This is a genomic window from Larkinella ripae (genome assembly GCF_054780775.1).
Window position 1 is genome coordinate 440151 of record NZ_BAAGVR010000022.1, and the last position, 18162, is coordinate 458312.

The 18162-nt window shown below is 55.1% G+C and carries 14 protein-coding genes; 6 read left to right on the forward strand and 8 right to left on the reverse strand.

Features of this window, described 5'->3' with window-relative positions; all coding sequences use genetic code 11:
- Nucleotides 1-55 precede the first annotated feature (55 nt).
- From ACYVHX_RS14735 to msrA, 3 genes are all read right to left on the reverse strand, one after another.
- On the reverse strand, nucleotides 56-1072 hold the full coding sequence (locus ACYVHX_RS14735; RefSeq protein ID WP_460672417.1) for a hypothetical protein: 1017 nt from the start codon (nucleotides 1070-1072) through the stop codon (nucleotides 56-58).
- Between the two features lie 3 nt (nucleotides 1073-1075).
- Nucleotides 1076-2209: a tyrosine-type recombinase/integrase gene (locus tag ACYVHX_RS14740; protein WP_460672418.1), complete on the reverse strand. Its 1134-nt coding sequence runs from the start codon at nucleotides 2207-2209 to the stop codon at nucleotides 1076-1078.
- Nucleotides 2210-2367: 158 nt separating this feature from the next.
- Complete coding sequence (gene msrA / locus ACYVHX_RS14745; RefSeq protein WP_460672953.1) at nucleotides 2368-2955, reverse strand: peptide-methionine (S)-S-oxide reductase MsrA; 588 nt, start codon at nucleotides 2953-2955, stop codon at nucleotides 2368-2370.
- Nucleotides 2956-3226: 271 nt separating this feature from the next.
- Between msrA and ACYVHX_RS14750 the strand changes: the two genes are divergently transcribed.
- Together ACYVHX_RS14750 and ACYVHX_RS14755 are read left to right on the forward strand one after the other, a co-directional pair.
- Nucleotides 3227-4129: a polyphosphate kinase 2 family protein gene (locus tag ACYVHX_RS14750; RefSeq protein ID WP_460672419.1), complete on the forward strand. Its 903-nt coding sequence runs from the start codon at nucleotides 3227-3229 to the stop codon at nucleotides 4127-4129.
- Nucleotides 4130-4244: 115 nt separating this feature from the next.
- Nucleotides 4245-6317 (forward strand): ComEA family DNA-binding protein, encoded by a 2073-nt coding sequence (locus ACYVHX_RS14755; RefSeq protein WP_460672420.1) that lies wholly within the window; start codon nucleotides 4245-4247, stop codon nucleotides 6315-6317.
- Nucleotides 6318-6421: 104 nt separating this feature from the next.
- On the opposite strand, the gene ACYVHX_RS14760 is transcribed toward ACYVHX_RS14755, so the two are convergent.
- The 3 genes from ACYVHX_RS14760 to ACYVHX_RS14770 all read right to left on the reverse strand — a co-directional run bounded on the left by ACYVHX_RS14760 (nucleotide 6422) and on the right by ACYVHX_RS14770 (nucleotide 10589).
- Nucleotides 6422-6943 carry a hypothetical protein gene (locus ACYVHX_RS14760; RefSeq protein ID WP_460672421.1) on the reverse strand — a complete coding sequence of 174 codons (522 nt, stop codon included), beginning with the start codon at nucleotides 6941-6943 and terminating at the stop codon, nucleotides 6422-6424.
- Between the two features lie 253 nt (nucleotides 6944-7196).
- A complete protein-coding gene (locus ACYVHX_RS14765; protein WP_460672422.1) occupies nucleotides 7197-8117 on the reverse strand; it encodes a DUF4249 domain-containing protein in 921 nt (306 codons plus the stop codon).
- 15 nt (nucleotides 8118-8132) lie between these two features.
- Nucleotides 8133-10589, reverse strand: a complete 2457-nt coding sequence (locus tag ACYVHX_RS14770; protein WP_460672423.1) for a TonB-dependent receptor — start codon at nucleotides 10587-10589, stop codon at nucleotides 8133-8135.
- 243 nt (nucleotides 10590-10832) lie between these two features.
- Here ACYVHX_RS14770 and ACYVHX_RS14775 point away from each other — a divergent pair, with 243 nt between their 5' ends.
- From ACYVHX_RS14775 to ACYVHX_RS14790, 4 genes are all read left to right on the forward strand, one after another.
- Entirely contained in the window at nucleotides 10833-11951 is a 1119-nt protein-coding gene (locus ACYVHX_RS14775) for a Gfo/Idh/MocA family protein (protein ID WP_460672424.1), read from the forward strand.
- A 185-nt stretch (nucleotides 11952-12136) separates the two neighbouring features.
- Nucleotides 12137-13246 (forward strand): hypothetical protein, encoded by a 1110-nt coding sequence (locus ACYVHX_RS14780; RefSeq protein WP_460672425.1) that lies wholly within the window; start codon nucleotides 12137-12139, stop codon nucleotides 13244-13246.
- On the forward strand, nucleotides 13230-14363 hold the full coding sequence (locus tag ACYVHX_RS14785; protein ID WP_460672426.1) for an Ig-like domain-containing domain: 1134 nt from the start codon (nucleotides 13230-13232) through the stop codon (nucleotides 14361-14363). Before ACYVHX_RS14780 ends, ACYVHX_RS14785 begins: the two co-directional genes overlap by 17 nt.
- A 464-nt stretch (nucleotides 14364-14827) precedes the next feature.
- Nucleotides 14828-15565, forward strand: a complete 738-nt coding sequence (locus ACYVHX_RS14790) for a nuclear transport factor 2 family protein (protein ID WP_460672427.1) — start codon at nucleotides 14828-14830, stop codon at nucleotides 15563-15565.
- 46 nt (nucleotides 15566-15611) lie between these two features.
- On the opposite strand, the gene ACYVHX_RS14795 is transcribed toward ACYVHX_RS14790, so the two are convergent.
- Together ACYVHX_RS14795 and ACYVHX_RS14800 are read right to left on the reverse strand one after the other, a co-directional pair.
- Nucleotides 15612-17879 carry a heavy metal translocating P-type ATPase gene (locus ACYVHX_RS14795; protein WP_460672428.1) on the reverse strand — a complete coding sequence of 756 codons (2268 nt, stop codon included), beginning with the start codon at nucleotides 17877-17879 and terminating at the stop codon, nucleotides 15612-15614.
- Nucleotides 17876-18079 carry a heavy-metal-associated domain-containing protein gene (locus tag ACYVHX_RS14800; protein WP_460672429.1) on the reverse strand — a complete coding sequence of 68 codons (204 nt, stop codon included), beginning with the start codon at nucleotides 18077-18079 and terminating at the stop codon, nucleotides 17876-17878. The genes ACYVHX_RS14795 and ACYVHX_RS14800 overlap by 4 nt, the downstream gene beginning before the upstream one ends.
- Between the last annotated feature and the right edge of the window lie 83 nt (nucleotides 18080-18162).

Sequence of the window (18162 nt, forward strand, 5' to 3'; positions counted from 1 at the left end):
TGGCGAAAAGTAGGACTAGCGGGATTAAATCAGTACCACCGGGACTAAAACAGTACTATTTCCATACTTTTTTACCGACTCTCCAAGAGTTGTTAAACCCATTCTCAAGGGTTTCTTTATTGAAGTTCGTAAAATTATCAACAACCAAGGCGATGTATTTTGGTCGACATTGCTTGGTTGGTTCGACTGCGTAATCATGAATGCAGTCCTGAAAGTATTTATAGAATAGACCCTTCACAGCCATTGTCTCTCCTGGACCAATTTCTAGTGTAAGTTTGGGTATATTGTTGTGCCCTCGAAACGCCTTATTGATAAATTTCCTAACATCAGCTTTTGAGAGAAAGGGCTTTCCAATACTGTTATATTTGGTTGCAAGCTGCATAAAGAACTCCTCAACTTTTTCTAGCCGCATCCCATTAAAAACATTAACCTCATCTTCCTGCTGCGATGATTCACTCTGTAAAATGGGGGATTGCCTGGCTTTTTTTAACTCCTCATAATCCCTATCCTCTTCCTCTTCCCGATCCAGCTTTTCGAGATTCATAAATCGAAGAAAGTCTTTAGCCAGAGAGTCGTAATTGGTATTCTCAACTACCCATATGACGGTTTCTCCCTGATATTTATCTAAAAACCAGCTCCAGAACTTATCATATGGGACTTTAAGTCCATTGCGTATATAATAACGGCCGTGCTCGTTCTCATAGACCGTAAGGGAATCAGATTTAATCTTTTTTACCTGCTCAGCAACCAACTTGAAACGTTCCGCCCTTTCCTTACTCTGCTCCATCATCTGAGCGTATAAAGACGAAATCGGAGATATTGCTGCTTTATTCACGGAATTAAACATCGATGCGTTGCTTTTAGCCATCGAAGTAAGTTCAGCCACCAAAGAGCCTGGAATGTTTTTGGTAGCATTTTGCATCTGTTTTACAAACTCTGCGCTACTCTTGCCAAACTCTATCCATCTTTCCCCTTCTTTGGTCATAGGAATTTCACCCCGATGCATTTTCTCTAAAATCTCAAGAGTAAGTTTTGAGGTTTTACCGGTCGGCTTTTGGTCTTCGTTCTCCATTGCTCAAAGTTCAATAGTGATTTTATCGGCGGCCTCCCGCTTCTTCTGGTCTACGATCTTGGCGTAAATCTGGGTAGTCTTTAGATCCCGGTGCCCGAGCATTTTCGAGACCGTGTAAATGTCGGTTCCCAGGGTAAGCTGCAATGTGGCGTAAGTGTGCCGAAACGTGTGAAAGGTAATCTTTCGGATTATCCCGGCGCGGTTCGCCCATTCCTGTAGCTTCTGATTCTGCCAGGAAGAATAAAGCAGTTCAGGGAAGACTACGACATTCGGCGCCTTACGTTCGCCTAACATCTGGTAGGCCGAAGCAGAGATTGGAAGCGTTTCAACGGATGACGTTTTTTTCTGGCGGTACCGCAGGTAATGATCGCCCTTATCACCATAAACTTCGCCCCAGGTAAGCTTTGCAATGTCGCTATACCGCAGACCTGTCAGGGCCGAAAACAAAGACGCCCGTTTAAGAAAGTCCCATTCGCACTCGGCTTTGGCCATCGCCTGTAATTCATCCTTGGTAAGAAATTCACGCTGTGACTCTTTCCGCTGAAGCCGCTCGATACCGTCGGCCGGACTTACTGCTATCAATTTCTCATCATACGCCCGCCGAATGCCGGTCATAAAGATGGTGAAGTAGTTTACGGCAGAGTTAAAGGCTAACTTCTTCTTTCCCTTCCGTAGCGACCGGGCTTTAACCAGGTACGCACGAAAGCCATCGATGAAGTCGGCATCAATGTCGCTCGCCATCGCGCGTCCGTTGCTATACTTTTCCAGATGTCCGTAAACCGTCATCCAGTTGTTTTTGCTCTGGCTGTCTTCGGCCTGTCCTCTTTCCAGGTAGTCCTTGGCGATTCGGTGGAAATACGCCAGAAAATCTGCGTCCTCGCTCTTCTTGACCAAAAAACCAAAGTGTCCGCCCTGGATCTCAAGCTGCCGCCTGGCGCAGATATTCTTACCAAGTAGCTTGGTTTCCTTGTTATGCTCCCGCTCCAGATCGGTACGGGGCTTATGAAAGATATAGAGGCTCAGAAACTCCCTACGTGTAGGCTTATCCGTTACAGGATGAGGGATAGCTGGGTAGTAATCAATGTAAAGGCTTTTGCGCCCGCCCGAGATTGGCTTTTCCCGTAATGTAGCTTTCATGGTAATGCAGGCAACAGGTTTGTACCTCGATAATAAGCGCCCGTTCAAAGGGTACGAACAAGGTACAAATAAGTACTGAATAACCCAATTCTATTACTCACTAAAGTAGTACTATACTAAAGAAAAAAGCCCCTTTCGGGGCCAATTTCTGCATTTTATTAGTGATTTGCTGTTGCCTTATCACTGCCTTTCAATTTATCCTTAAACACCTTGCGGAATTTGTCCAGCTTCGGCGCAATCACAAAGGAGCAGTAGCCCTGCTCGGGATTGTTGGCGAAGTAGCTCTGGTGATAGTCTTCGGCCACGTAAAACGTGCTGGCCGCACTGATTTCCGTCACAATCGGTTTGTCGTACGCACCCGACGCGTTCAGTTCCTGCTTCACGGTTTCGGCCAGTTGCTTCTGCTCGGCGTTGTGGTAAAAAATCACCGACCGGTATTGCGTGCCGACATCGGCGCCCTGGCGGTTCAGCGAGGTCGGGTCGTGGCTCCGGAAAAAGGCTTGCAGGAGTTCGGCGTAGGTCACTTTTTTCGGATCGTAAATCACCTCGACGCATTCGGCATGGCCGGTATTTCCGGTGCAGACTTCTTTGTAGGTAGGGTTGGCTTTCGCCCCGCCTTCGTAACCCGAAACCGCATCGGACACCCCGTCCAGGGCTTCAAACATGGCTTCTGTACACCAGAAGCAGCCGGTTCCGAAGGTTGCTTTTTCCAGGCCGGGGGCAATTGTTGAGTTGCTGGTATTCATAACTTTGGTTTTTCGCTCGGTTGATTGTTGGTTGGATGATTGCCCGCACGACAACAGCGGCACCATGGGCAGCAGCGCCATTAGCCAGCTCAGTCGGCGTTTGAATGACAATGATTTGAACATAGTACGAAGTTGAAAGGTTTATTTCGACAGTATACCGGTATAACAAAAGCGAGTTCCCGGCAGTCTATCTACGCAGGAATTGAGCACCCGGTTTTCTAAAAACACAATCTGTTTTAAGACGGTTCGCCGTCCGTAAAGTTACAGCACCTTGAACAGCTTCAACGACACCCTGAACCTCAATACGGAAACGTTTTGTTTCACGGGCGAAACGGAAAAATTCGCTCTGGCCGATATTCCCACCCAACTTGACGATCTGTACGAAAACAAGGAGCACTACGAATCCCTGCTGCGGAATCTGACGACCGAACTGAACGATTTGCAGGAAAAAATGTATGCTCACAACCGCTACGGGCTGGTTACGATTTTTCAGGCGATGGATGCCGCCGGGAAAGACAGCACCATTCAGCACGTCTTCTCGGGCGTCAACCCGCTCGGTCTGCGCGTGCATTCGTTCAAACGGCCCACCGATCAGGAACTCGACCACGATTTCCTCTGGCGGAACACCATCAACCTGCCCGAACGCGGCACCATCGGCATTTTCAACCGGTCCTACTACGAAGAAGTGCTGGTAGTGAAGGTTCATCCCGAAATTCTGACGAAAACCCAGCGGCTGCCCGACGAGCGGACCGCCAATCTCGACAAGCTCTGGAAACAGCGCTACAAAGACATTCGCAACTTCGAAACCTACCTGACCCGCAACGGTTTTCCGGTCCTGAAATTTTTCCTGAATGTGTCGAAAAAGGAACAGGGTGCGCGGCTGATCGACCGGATCGAAGACCCCTCGAAAAACTGGAAATTTGACGATCAGGATGTCATCGAACGCGGTTTCTGGAAACAATACATGCTGGCCTACGAAGAAGCCATCAACAAAACCGCCACCCCCAAAGCACCCTGGTACGTTATTCCGGCCGATGACAAAAAAAACATGCGGCTCATTGTCGCCAAGATTCTGGTCGAACACCTGAAAAGCCTGCACATGGAGTACCCAAAAGTGAACAAACGGCAACAAAAAAGTTTGCAGGATTTGGTTGGCGTGATTAAAAACGAATAAGTGCGCCCGGCCGGCGTGTCTTCCGGCTTTTTTTATCGTCTAAGCATCTGAAAGAGTTTCTTTCAGCCGGATCGGGCCGTCCGGCAAAGGTGCGGTCTTCCCAGTGCAACGACGATTGAAAAACCGGGTTATTCGTTGGTTCGTCAGCGGTTTTCTGCTGGTTGGTTCGCTGGCATCCGCCCAGGAATACCACCGGCGCGAAACCAACCTCACGGACTTCCTACCGCATCTGTTTCCGGTCCAGACCGAAGGCGTTGATTATCAGTCCGTCTACGAAAACCTGTATCAGCTTTACGCCCATCCGCTCAACCTCAATACCGCCACCCGCGACGAACTGGCGGCTACTAACCTGCTCACCGAACGCCAGCTCAACAGCCTGTTCGACCACCGCACGCAGTTGGGCAACTTTCTGTCGGTGTACGAACTCCAGGCGGTTCCGGATTTCGACCTGCCAACCATCCACCGACTGCTGCCCTTCATCACCGCCGATGCCTCAAGCCGCTCTTTCTCGGTTCGCAACCCTACCGATCATTACCTGATCCTGCGGGTCGAGCGGGTTCTGGAACGACAAAAAGGGTTTCTGTCCACCGAGCCGGATAAAAACGGCAACCAGCCCCGGCGTTACGACGGCAGTCGGCAACAGGGCTACTGGCGGTACCGCTACAGCCGCCCCCGCGAATTCAGTTTTGGCTTTACGTTCGAACAGGACCCCGGCGAACCGCTGCGCTGGAAACCGGACCGGTATCAGTACGGCCCGGATTACCTGTCGTTTCACGCCCAGCTCCAGAACCGGGGCCGCTGGCGCAATGTCCTGATCGGCGATTATCAACTGCAAATCGGGCAGGGACTCGTGCTGGCCTCCGGTTTTTCGCTCGGCAAAGGCACTGAAACGGTTGCGGGTGTCCGGCGGCCTTCGCTGGGGAGTCGGCCCTACACCTCCCTGACCGAATCCGGTTTTCTGCGCGGTTTGACGGCGACGTATGCGCTCAGCAAGAATTGGGATGTTACGCTACTGGCGGCCCGAAACCGGCGCGATGGCAACGTGGTGGCCGACGCCGAAAGTCAGGAAGAGAAAATCAGCTCGCTCCAGACCAGCGGATTGCACCGGACCCCCGCCGAACTCGCCGACCGCGCCATCCTGCTCGAACAGAACCTGGGCGCGCATGTGCTCTATCATACCGACCAGCGGCTGCAACTTGGCGCCACGGTTTTGCACACGGTTTTCGACAAGACCCTCCAGAAACGCAATTTGCCTTACAACCGCTACGAGTTTGCGGGCAACCAAAACACCGTTGTCGGCCTACACGGCAGCTACGTCTGGCGGAACGTCAACTTTTTCGGGGAAGCCGCGCGCTCGGCCAGCGGAGGCATTGGGGCCGTGGGTGGTGCGGTCGCCAGCCTGAACAAACGACTGGATGCGGCCGTTCTGGGCCGGTTTTATGACCGGAATTTTCACAGTTTCTACGCCAATGCGTTCGGTGAAAACACCCGCAACAGCAACGAACGGGGCCTTTACACCGGTTTTCGGTACGTCATTTACCGGAAGCTGACGCTGGGGGCGTTCGTCGATTATTTCCGGTTTCCGTGGTGGAAATATTTGGTCGATAAACCGTCGCAGGGTTTCGATTATTTGCTCCAGGCCACCTACACGCCCACCAAAAAACTGGCGGTTTACGGGATTTACCACGAAGAACACAAGGAGAAAAACCTGCCGATGGCGCTGAGCAAGGCGAAGCAAACCGTCGAAACCGTCCGGAAAAGCTACGCTCTCAACGCCGATTATTTGCCCTCGCGCATCTGGTCGCTGCGGACGCGGGTGCAGTGGGGCGGTTTTCAGTATGCCGGTTTTCCGGCGTCGAACGGGCTGGCGGTGGTGCAGGATGCCACCGCGGATTTCGGACGGTTGTCCATCAGCGGGCGGCTGGCGTGGTTCCGGACGGACAGTTACGACAGCCGGCAGTACGTCTACGAGCGGGATGTGTTTTTGGCCTTCTCGATGCCCGCTTACGCCGACAAGGGCATCCGGAATTACCTGCTGATTCAGTATACCTTCAACAAACACCTGGATCTCTGGCTGCGCTGGAGCCGCACCGACTTCCGCCAGCAGGAAACCGTCGGCTCCGACCTCGACGAAATTGCCAAACCGCACAAAAGCGACGTGAAAGTGCAGGTGCGGTGGCGGTTTTAAAAACCAGAAAAAACGGATTCACAGAACCCGTTTTTTACTCCTGCCATAAAACAAAACCGGGGTTCTCCAGACCCGGATTTTGCCAGTAAACAACGAATAACGACTTAATAAAAAGCGTAGATGGTGTACTTCCGCGCCGGTATGCTGAGGTTAAATTCCTTGTAGTCAATGATAACGCCATCGACATTGTAGTACCAGGCACCGAGCCGGTAATGGCCCGCGGGCACCTGGCTATAGATCAGCTTTTCCGAAGGCGAATTGCCCGGCGTAGGTGCCGTATTCGACGGCCACGATTCGGTCAGGGGGCCGGCAAAACCGCTTACGAGCCGGTTGGTGAGCGGATCGAGCAGCGACAGTTTTACCCGCTTGACAATTTCCCCTTTGTGGGGCATGGCGGCACTGTAGCTCGGCCGACCAATGGCGTTTGTGTAAAGCAGCAGAACGCCGTGCGTGGCCGATGGCGTCGGATTGAGTTGAACACCATCCGGCAAATCCAGCTTGATGGGTCGGGAGGAGGTCGCCGGTTCGTCAGCGGCCGGTTTTTTCAGCGGTGCAATGGTCGCGTCCGGCTGCTGGCAGGCGGTTGCCGCCCAAACCAGACTGAGGGCTAAAAGAATCTTTTTCATGGTGTGGATATTGTGTATTTGTTGTGGTTTTGAATGAACACAACAAAGGTATCCCCCACCAGCCAGCGATTTGAAAAGCCTCCTTCCGGACCGGACAAAACGACGCGCCAACCGTCTCAAACAGGCCACTGCCGGGCTGAATGAGCCAACGGTTTTAGGAAAGGAAGGAGAGGTTGAACAGGAAGAAGGGAGAAACGGGTTGTTGCTTTCCTTTTCTCCCTTCTTCCTGTTCAACCTTTCCCTCCTTTTTCCTCTAATCCTCTTTCGCGCGGATATTCACCGGTTCCACCTGTACGGTTTTGCTGCTCAGGGCCGACACCCCGAAAAAACCGACCGCTTTGGGACCGCTGGCGTTGCGGTTTACGACGTTGGTGGGCACGTTGGCGGGCGGAGACGCAAACAAACCGCCGTTGTTGATCTGCGTGCTCAGTTGCAGAAAAAAGTAAAACGCATCCGGCGTAATCGACAGCACCTCCACCTTCACCGAATCGTTCAGGTTGTAGAGGCTGTCCGGATTCATCGACCAGCGGATCGGCTGAATGAACAACAGACCGTCGGTGTCGGCGGAATTATTGAATGAACCGTCGTACGAAACCACAATGTTGTTGGTGCCGTCGAGCCGTTTGCCGTTGCGGTACGTCCGAATCCAGTAGTAATCCGTTTCGTTCGGCAAATCGGTGGCGTAAAATTCGCCCTGATACGCCGTCCGGTCTTCCAGCGGATTCGGTTTTTGCTCCCGAAACACAATGGAATCGACCGCCGGAACCCGGCGCATCTGAGCGATGGCGTAATATTCCTGCCCTTCGTACCGAATTCCCAGCAGATACTTTTTGCCAATTTTGCCGAATGTCTCGCCAGTTTTGGGCGTCCAGACGTAAGTACCGTTGCCTTTTACGTCCGTAAATTCGTGAATAACGCTGTCTTCGTCGGCCACAATCACCGTGGCCCCCAGAGCCGCCGGGGGCTGGGCCGCGTCGAAATAACCGGCGGTTTTCGTTAGCCGGATGGTTTGCGAACCGGGCTGGTCGGTCAGCCAGGCATCGACGGCCAGTTGCGAGGGGCCGGTTTGCAGGTTAATATCAATCGGATCTTCGCAGGAGGTCAGACCCAGGACCAGCAGCCCCAGCAAAATGAGGTGAACAAGCGAAAAACCGTATAGATGAGTGTTTTTCATAGCAACACGAAATTCTTAAAACTTGAAATTATACGTTGCGGACGGAATCACCGTAGCAAAAACGGAATACCGCACGGCCTCGGCCACCGGAATCTGCACCGGTTCGCCGTTCAGCGTGACGGTTCGCTTGTCTTCGGCCTGCCGGAAAAAAACCGAGAACGGATTCTTCCGGGCGTAGGCGTTGTAAACCGAAAAAACCCAGTTACTTTCCCACCGCTGCTCCGGTTTTCGCTTCCGGTTTTCCAACGTCGCCGACAGGTCCAGGCGGTGGTAGGGCGGAATGCGGTAATTGTTCCGGGAATTTTCGGCGTTGTGCGGCACCAGATAGCCCTGGAAAAGATACCCGTTGGTCGGGAACGTCCCCGGCGTACCGGACGCCAGCGCGAAGGTGGCCGAAAAACTCAGGCGTTTGTTCAGGTCGTACAAGGCCACGGCGTTCAGCGTGTGGCGTTTGTCAAAGCGCGTTGGATACCAGCGGTTGTTGTTGATTCCGTCCACAAACCGTTCGGTTTTAGCCAGCGTGTAGCTCACCCAGCCCGTCAGCGGGCCCCGGTTTTTTTTCACGTAAAACTCCGCGCCGTAGGCCCGTCCTTTGCCGTTCAACAGGTCGCCTTCGAGATATTTGTTGAGCAGCAATTCGGCCCCATCGATGTAATCAACCTGGTTTTGCAGCCATTTGTAGTAGACCTCCACCGAAGCTTCGAACTCCCGGCCGGTTTTGCCGAAATTCCGGAAATAGCCCCCCGCCAGCTGATCGCCCACCTGCGGTTTGATGTTGTTGGTCGAAGGAGTCCAGACATCCAGGGGCGTCGAAGCCGTGGTGTTCGAGATCAGGTGAATGTACTGCGCCAGCCGGTTGTAGCTCAGTTTCAGCGAACTCAGCTCGTTCAGCTCATATTTAGCCGAAAACCGGGGCTCCCAGTTTCCGAAGGTCTGGATGGGCTCGTTCCGGCCGTATTTCGTGGTCGAAACCGGAAACCGGCGCTGCCCCGGCGACACCCCGGTCTGAAACTCGTAGGCTTCGCCGGGGCCGACGTACTGGTAGAGCGAGTAGCGCAGGCCATACTGCAACTGGACGCGCCGGGAAAGCTGCTGCTCGTTGCCGATGTACAGCGCACTCTCGACGGCGTATTTGTTTTCCAGCCCAAACGAGCGCACTTCTCCCCCGCTGGCAGCCGTCGCCAGGCCCGGCTGGAAGTCGTAAAGGATGGCCTGCCCGCCAAAAGTCAGCGTATTGTTTTTCAGGAACAGCGTAAAATCCGGTTTCAGGCTGTAGTTGACGATGCCCGATTTCCAGTTGAAAAAATCCTTCTGGTTTTTCCGCTTCAGGTCGCTGTCCAGCAGGTAGTCGTAGTTGCTGTAAAACGCCGTGGTGTTCAGAAACAGTTTGTCGCTGAAAACGTGGTTCCAGCGCAGACTCGTCGTGGTGTTGCCCCAGTTGAAGCCAAAATCCGCCCCGAACACATCGCGGCCCAGGTACCCCGACGCGTAGAGGGTGTTTTTGTCGTTGATGCGGTAATTGGCTTTGGCCGTCAGGTCGTAAAAGAAAAACCGGGCCCCTTTCAGATCGCCCTTCAGAAACGGTTTGGCCAGCACGTCGGCGTACGACCGGCGACCGGCGATGATGAACGAGCCTCGCGCCTGTCCTTCCTTGTTTTTAAAAAGCGGTTGCTCCAGCGTCAGCCGACTGAAAATAAGCCCAATGCCGCCCGAAACGGTGGTTTTCTTCGAGTTGCCTTCCTTCATCCGAACGTCCAGAATCGAGGAAATCCGCCCGCCGTAGAGGGCCGGAATACCGCCTTTCACCAGCTTCACGTCCTTGACCGCATCCGGATTGAAAACCGAGAAGAATCCAAACAGGTGGGAGGAGTTGTAAACCGGCGCTTCGTCGAGCAACACCAGATTCTGATCGACGTTGCCGCCCCGCACGTTGAAACCGGTTGCGCCCTCGCCCACCGTCGAAACGCCCGGCAGCAGTTGAATGCTCCGGATCACATCGACCTCGCCGAGCAGGGCCGGCATTTTCTGGATGGTTTTCATTTCAACCGTGTTGACGCTCATTTCAATGCTCTTCACGTTGTCGTCTTCGCGCTTGGTCGAAACGGTCACCTCCTGCAATTCGCGCCCTTCTTCCTGCAATTCAACGTTGAGCCGCACATTCTGGCCCGTCAGATCGACGGTGCGGTTTTGTTTGGAAAAACCGACGTAGGAATACACCAGATTATAGGTACCGACCGGCAGCGTCAGCGAATAAAAACCGTACGAATTGGTCGTAACGCCCGTGGCGGCTTCTTTCACGTAGACCGAGACGCCAATCAACCCCTCACCGTTGGCCGCATCCTTGATGTAACCGCTCACCGTCACCTGGTTGCTCGTTCGTCGGGTTGCCGGAGCCGGGTCGACCGTTTCCTGCGCCCGCGCGGCAGTGACGGCCAGCAGCATCAGAAACCCTAGTTGTAAGAACTGTTTCATAAAATAGGTTGGGATAACGAAAACGAATCCGCCAGCAGGCGTTTCCGGATTGACAGCAAAGGTCGTCTTTCCCCTCATCATGTAGGACAAAAAAGTGATGAACCGGCAAAATTCCCGTCCGAAAGGCAGTCAGCATAGCATAAATCCACCGCCGTTTGCCCTTCGCGGGGCTATTGCCTAAATCCTTTCAACAGTTCCGCCGGATTGTAGTTAGAATACGACCAGACAACCTATAAACGCATCATGAGTGAACTAAAAGAACTTGGCTTGGGCATCATTGGTTTTGGCGGTTTTGGGCTTTTTGCCGCCCAGCATTTTCTGCAAACTCCCCACGTTAAACTGATTGGCATTGCCGGTTCGCAGCGCGAGGAAGCAACGCGGGCCGCCGACCGCTTCGGGGCCACCCATTTCGATACCATCGACGAGCTGCTGGCGCAACCGGATCTCGATATTGTTTACATTGCCACTCCGCCTTTTCTGCACTACGAACAGTCGATGCAGGCGCTGCGGGCCGGAAAGCACGTCATCTGCGAAAAACCGCTGGCGATGAATCCCGAGCAGGGGCGCGAGATGGTGGCCTACGCCGAAAGCCGGGGGCTGCTGATGGTGACCAACCTGATGCAACGCTACAACCCGATGTACGAACGCATCAAGGCGCTGATTGACAAGAAAATTCTGGGTGATTTCCTGCACGGTTATTTCGAGAACTACGCGGGCGACGAAGGCCTTTCCCCCCAGCACTGGTTCTGGAACCGCGACCTGAGTGGCGGTATTTTTATCGAACACGGGGTTCACTTTTTTGATATGTTTGCGGGCTGGCTCGGCGCGGGAACCGTGGAAGCCGCTCAGGTGTGCCGGCGCCCGGGCTCCGAACTCGAAGACCAGGTGCAGGCGACGGTGCGCTACGGCGATACGCTGGTCAATTTCTACCACGGTTTTACGCAAACCGGGCGGATGGACCGGCAGGAAATGCGCTTGCTGTTCGAGCGGGGCGACGTGACGCTGCACGAGTGGGTGCCGACGCGGGCCGTGATTCGGGGGTTGGTGGACGAGGCCGGAACCCGCGCGCTGATGGATCTTTTTCCGGGCTCGATTCTGGACGTTACAAACAACTACGGCGGCAAAGACCGGCAGACGCGCGGCCGGAACAAGGAATTTGAAATTGCCCAGAATGTTCAGATTCGGTACGGTTTTGACCACAACAAAATGCACCTCTACGGCGAGTTGCTCCGGCTGATGTTCCGCGACCAGACCAGTTACATTTATTATCCCGAAACGCACCGGAAAATCACCGAGCAGAACGGCCTCGTCTCCCTGCTGACCGCCGTGGAAGCCGACCAGATGGCCCACAGAAGATCATGAAGGGCTGCTGCAAGCCTGCAAGCTTGACGCTACTGAAGTCAGGGTGCAACCCGAACCTGCCGGACTTGCAGCGGTGAGGCCGGTGGTATCGAAACTTTCTGTAACTTACAAGTCGCTTCCCCTGATGCAATTAAGGGGAAGCGAAAAACCCGTTTTGGGCCTGTATCCATAAACCTTTTTATACCATGAAAAAGCTGTATTTCCTGCTGACGGTTGGCGTTGCCGGTCTGGTGTTGCTGGCCACAACCAGCCGGTCGAAAAACCCGTACGGTTTGACGACCGGAACGCCCGAAATCAAGTCGATCAACGCGCTTACGTTTGGCCCGGGCGGTATTCTGTTCGTTGGCGACGCCAAAAGCGGGGCCATCTTCGCCATCAATACCCAGGATGCGGCACCGGTTGAGCAGGCGGCAGCGGTCGAAATCAAGAACATCGACCAGAAAATTGCCGCCCTTTTAGGCACACAGGTGCAAAACATCACCATTCAGGACATTGCCGTCAATCCCGTTTCCAAAAAACCGTACATCGCGGTGCTGCACAGCGACGGTACGCCGGTTTTGCTCCGGATTGAGGGTGATAAAATTCAGCCGGTTTCGACCCAGAACGTCGAATTTGCCAGTCTGGCGCTGAACAACGTCCCCTCGGCTGATGCCAAAGACCGGCGGGGCGAGTCCATCCGGGTTGCGGCCATTTCCGACATGGGGTTTGCCGACGGAAAACTGCTGGTCAGCGGGTTGTCGGGGCAGGAATTTAACTCGACGTTCCGGAGCATTCCGTTTCCGTTTACCGATAAGCAGGAGCAGGCATCGCTCGAAATTTACCACGCGGCCCACGGAAAATACGAAACGCTGTCGCCGATCAAGACCTTCACCACCGCCGAAATTAAGGGCAGGAAATACCTGGTCGCCAGTTATACCTGCACTCCGCTGGTGTTGTTCCCGATGGATGAGCTAAAACCGGGTAGCCACGTCAAAGGCCGGACGGTGGCCGAAATGGGCAGCGGTAACACCCCCCTGGACATTGTGACGATGAAAAAAGGCAGTGAATCGTTTCTGGTCATGGCCAATTCCAGCCGGCCGGTTTTCAAGGTCAAATACAAAACCGTGGAAGCCTATCAGGGCTCGCTGACGACGCCCGTGGAAGAAAGTTTTGCGACCGCCGGGCTTGATTTTGTTTCGCTGCCGGTGACCAACGTCATCCAGCTCGACAAACTCGACGACACGCGGATGATTCTACTGCAACGCTGGTCGAACGGCAACCTCGATTTGTGGACCTCCGGTGAGCGGTATTTGTAACCGGCAGTTTTTCAAGACGATCAGGCTAGGCGGCTGGCGTAGCCTGATCTTTTTTTTATTGGCCGGACTAGGGGCCTGCCGAAACGCGCCGGAAACCACCGACATCACGCTGCGCTGGAGCAACGAACGCGCCACCGGCCTGCTCATTCCGAAAAGTCGGACGGGCACTTTCCCGACCGATTCCCTGCCCAGACTTCTGGAGATCCGGCGGGTCGATGATAGTTCAAAAACCGCCATTCTGGGCACTTACCGCCCGCTTACCGACGCAATTCTGTTTGAGCCGCTGATTCCGTTTACGCGGGGCTTGTCGTACGAAGTGTGGCTGCGAGGTGAGCCACTGGGCGGTTTTTCGGTTCCGGTCGCCGACTCCCGGCAAACGCCGGAGCTGCTCGCTATTTTTCCGTCGTCGGATTCGCTGCCCGATAATCTGTTGAAAATCTACCTGCGGTTTTCGCGGCCCATGCGCGAAGGGCAGTCGCTCAGGTATGTCGCTCTGCTGAAAAATGGCACGGATACCGTGCAGGGTGCTTTCCTCGATCTGCAACCGGAACTCTGGAATTCCGACCGCAGGGTGCTGACCCTCTGGCTCGATCCCGGCCGGATCAAACGCGATTTGCAACCCAACAAACGGCTCGGCGCACCGCTGCAAAGCGGCTCCCGGTACCAGCTCGTCGTTTCAGAAAAATGGCCCGATCAGCAGGGGGCGGTTTTGCCGAAAACCTACACCAAAGTGTTCGTTACCGTTCCGCGCGATAGCCTATCGCCCAGCCCCGGCCGCTGGCAGATAAAACCGCCCCGGCCCAACGGAGCGCAGGCCCTCGAAGTCGTTCTTAACGAACCGCTCGATGCCGGTTTACTGGCCGAAACGCTGCACATCCGCGACGAAGCCGGAAAACCCGTTGCGGGTAGCTGGCAACTGGCCGATAAAGAAAAAACCGCCCGGTTCAAACCGGCACAGCGCTGGAAACCGGGTCGGTACGTTCTCCGGATTGAAGCCCGGCTGGAAGATTTGGCCGGCAATAACCTCAATCGTCCGTTCGACCGGGATGTAACGCAAAAAACCGCAACCGTAACCACCGACCGCTTTTTTGAGCGTTCGTTCCGGATTGCCCCCTGAACCGGCGCCCGCTTGTTTTCCCGAATTTACCAAAATCTGACCACTATCCGTCCATTCGTAATTCAGGCTACCGTGGTGGGCCTGCCGCGCATCTTTTACCAGGAACGCTGCTTGCCAACGGAGTCGGTTTTCGTCCATCCTGACCCAATACCAGCGTCTGGCGCAGTCCAGTGGTGGCCGACGAAAACGGCGAATTTCGGTCACGCTCCCCCTCATTTTCCTGACTGACCGGATGGCAAACCAATGAAAAGTTGCAATCTAAAGCCGTCTGGTTTACCTTTGCTTCCCTGAAACTGATGCTTCGCTCATACGGCCCCGTTGCAACCCGCATTCCTGCCAAAAACCGGTAGGAGCCTTCCTGCGCGCTTTAGGTTGACGCGCAACCCCCTTTCCATTCTTTTCTCACCAGGTCCGCAGGACCTGACTTTAGCTGACTCGGGGTACAACCCCGGGACACCCGCAACATGCAATCCATTGAACTCCATAAATCCATCGTCCGGGATTTTTACCGGCGCGTCGTTGGCCTGGGCGATCTCGACCTGGCCGAGCAACTCATTGCCGACGATTACATCCAACACAGCCCAACGGTGAAACCGGGCAAAACCGGCTTACTCGAAGCCCTGCGCTACCTAAGTCAACTGCCCAAACCGCCGACGCCGTCCAAACCATTTATGCGGATTCTGGCCGAAGCCGATTACGTGGTCACCAACCTGAGTTTCGAACAGGGCGGAAAACGCAAAGCCATGGTGGATCTGTTCCGGCTCCGGAACGGGCAACTTGTTGAACACTGGGACGCCATCGAAGACCAGCCCGACACCACGCGGAACGGTCATCCCATGCTGGAAGGTCCCACCGAAATCGAGGATGCCGGTTTAACTGAACAAAACAAGGAAATCGCCAGCGCGTTTTTTCAGGCGGTTTTTGTTGACCGGACATTCGAAAGACTACCCGCTTTTGTTTCGCCGGACCTCATTCAGCATCAGCCCGAAATTGCGGACGGAATGGCCGGTTTACAGCAGTATTTGCAACTAAAAACAGAGGACTTCACCGTTCAGCAGGTCCACCGAATCCTGGCCGAAGGCAATTTCGTGGTGGTGCAATCGGAAGGGCGGTTCGATCAAAAACCGTACGCGTTTTTCCACATTTTTCGGTTGAGCGCCGGGAAAATCGTGGAGCAGTGGTGTGTGAAACAGAAGAATTAAAAAGCCGCCCCCGGTTAAAACCGGGGGCGGCTCAAACTATTGCTGGCTACAAGCGGGCGTTGCGCAACCGCAAACTGTTGCTGACCACCGACACCGAACTGAGCGCCATGGCGGCACTGGCCAGCATGGGGTTCAGCAAAAACCCGTTGATCGGATACAGAATCCCGGCGGCAATCGGAATGCCGATCAGGTTGTAGATAAACGCCCAGAACAGGTTCTGACGAATCACCCGCACCGTTCGGCGCGAGAGTTCCAGGGCCTGCGGAATCCGGCCCAGGTCCGAGGTGATGAGCGTCATCCGGGCCACATCCATCGCAATGTCGGACCCCTGGCCCATCGCCAGGCTCACGTCGGCCTGCGCCAGCGCCTGCGAATCGTTGATGCCGTCGCCCACCATCGCCACGACTTTCCCCCGGTTTTGCAATTCGGCCACGAAAGCGGCTTTGTCGGACGGCATCACTTCGGCGCGGAAATCGGTCAGCCCGACGGCTTTGGCCACGGCTTCGGCGGTTTGCGGATTGTCGCCCGTCAGCATATACACCGCGATGCCCCGGTTTTTCAGCGTCTGAATCGCGGCTTTGGAGGTTTCCTTGATCGGGTCGGCAATGGCAATGAGGGCCAGTACGGTTTTCTCATCGGCAAAATACACCACCGTTTGGGCGTCCTGCTGCCATTGTGCGGCCCGGTTTTTCAGCGTTGGCGGGATCAAAACCCCCTGTTCTTCCAGCAAAAGGCGGTTTCCGATCAGGTAGCGAATGCCGTTGTGCCGCCCGGCCACCCCGCGTCCGGTCAGGCTTTCGAAGCGTTCCAGGGTCGTTGTTTTGGTCTGAAACCCGTTCAGATAGTCCACGACGGCTGCGGCCAGCGGGTGTTCGGACTGGCTTTCGAGAGCGTACAGAATCGACGCTACCTGAGCGGTGTCGGGCTGCTGCCACGCCAGGTTCGTGACGGCGGGTTTTCCGGCCGTAATTGTCCCGGTTTTGTCCAGCACCACGGCACTGACCTGGTGGCCCAGCTCCAGACTTTCGGCGTCTTTAATCAGAATCTGGTGGTCGGCCCCCCGGCCCACACCGACCATGATGGCCGTGGGGGTGGCCAGCCCCAACGCACACGGGCAGGCAATGACCAGCACCGTAACGGAGGTCATCAGGGCCTGCGCGAAGGCGTTTTCTCCGCCAAAAACCAGCCAGGCGACAAACGTCAACACCGCAATGGCGATAACCACGGGTACGAAAATCCCGGCAATCCGGTCGACCTGTTTCTGCACCGGTGCTTTGCTGCCCTGCGCGTCCTGCACCAGCCGAATGATCTGCGCCAGAACCGTATCGGCCCCGACTTTCTCGGCCCGAAACCGGAAACTGCCCTTTTGGTTGATCGTTCCGGCAAAAACGTTCTGAGCCGGTTTTTTCTCCACCGGCACCGGTTCGCCCGAAATCATGCTTTCGTCCACGAACGACGCTCCGAACACCACCACGCCATCGACCGGAATTTTCTCGCCCGGCCGCACCACAATGACCTGCCCCACGCGCACCGACGCCACCGGAATTTCGGATTCGAGGTCGTTTTCCAGCACCCGAACGGTTTTGGGTTGCAGGCCCATCAGCTTCTTGATGGCCGAGGACGTATTCGATTTGGCGCGTTCTTCGAGGAGTTTTCCCAGCAAAATAAAGGCAATCACCACGGCGGCCGACTCAAAGTAGACGTGCGGGTGAATGCCGCGCCGGTGCCAGAATTCCGGATAAACCGTGTTGAAGGCACTGAACAGAAAGGCAATGCCGGTCGACAGCGCCACCAGCGTGTCCATGTTGGTCTGGCCGTGCCGGGCCTGTTTCCAGGCGTTGACAAAAAACGTCCGGCCCAGGCCAAAAACCACCGGCGCCGACAGCACCAGCATGATTTCGTTGGCGTAGGGCAACGGTCCGCCGTCGCGGTCCATGAAAATCATGCCAATAACCAGCAGCGGCACCGACAGAACGGCGGCCCAGATCGTGCGGTTTTTCAGGGATTCGTAGTGCCGTTGCCGGGCTTCGGCCTGCACCTCCTGCGGGTCTTCGGCGTCGATGATCAGGTCGTAGCCGATGGAACGAACGGCATTTTGCAGGGCCTGCTGCGTAACGGTCTGGGGATCAAACTCGACCCAGGCTTGCTGGTTGGCGTAATTCACGCCCGCGCCGGCCACGCCCGGCGTGTGCTTGAGCATCGACTCCACACTGACGGCGCAGGCTGCGCAGCTCATTTCAAGCACGGGGTAGGTTTTCCGCACCGACTTCGCGCCGGTTCGACCCGGTTTTGCGGTGGCGGCCCAGGTGCTCATACGGGCTCGGCTTTGTATCCGGCTTCGTTCAGGGCTTCTTTCACCTGATCGACCGTGGCCCCTTCGACGGTCAGCAGCTTATCCGGATTCTGGGTATCCACCTGCCAGTTCGTTTCACCGACAGCTTTGTTCAGAAAGGGCGTAACGGTGGCCACGCAGGCACCACACTTGATATTGGTTTTAAAAATAAGCTTTTCCATGATCGTGTTCGACAAATTAAGTCCTGCAAAGGTCATTCACAGAACACGAATGGTTGTTACAGAATTCCGGCGGGCTGGTGCAG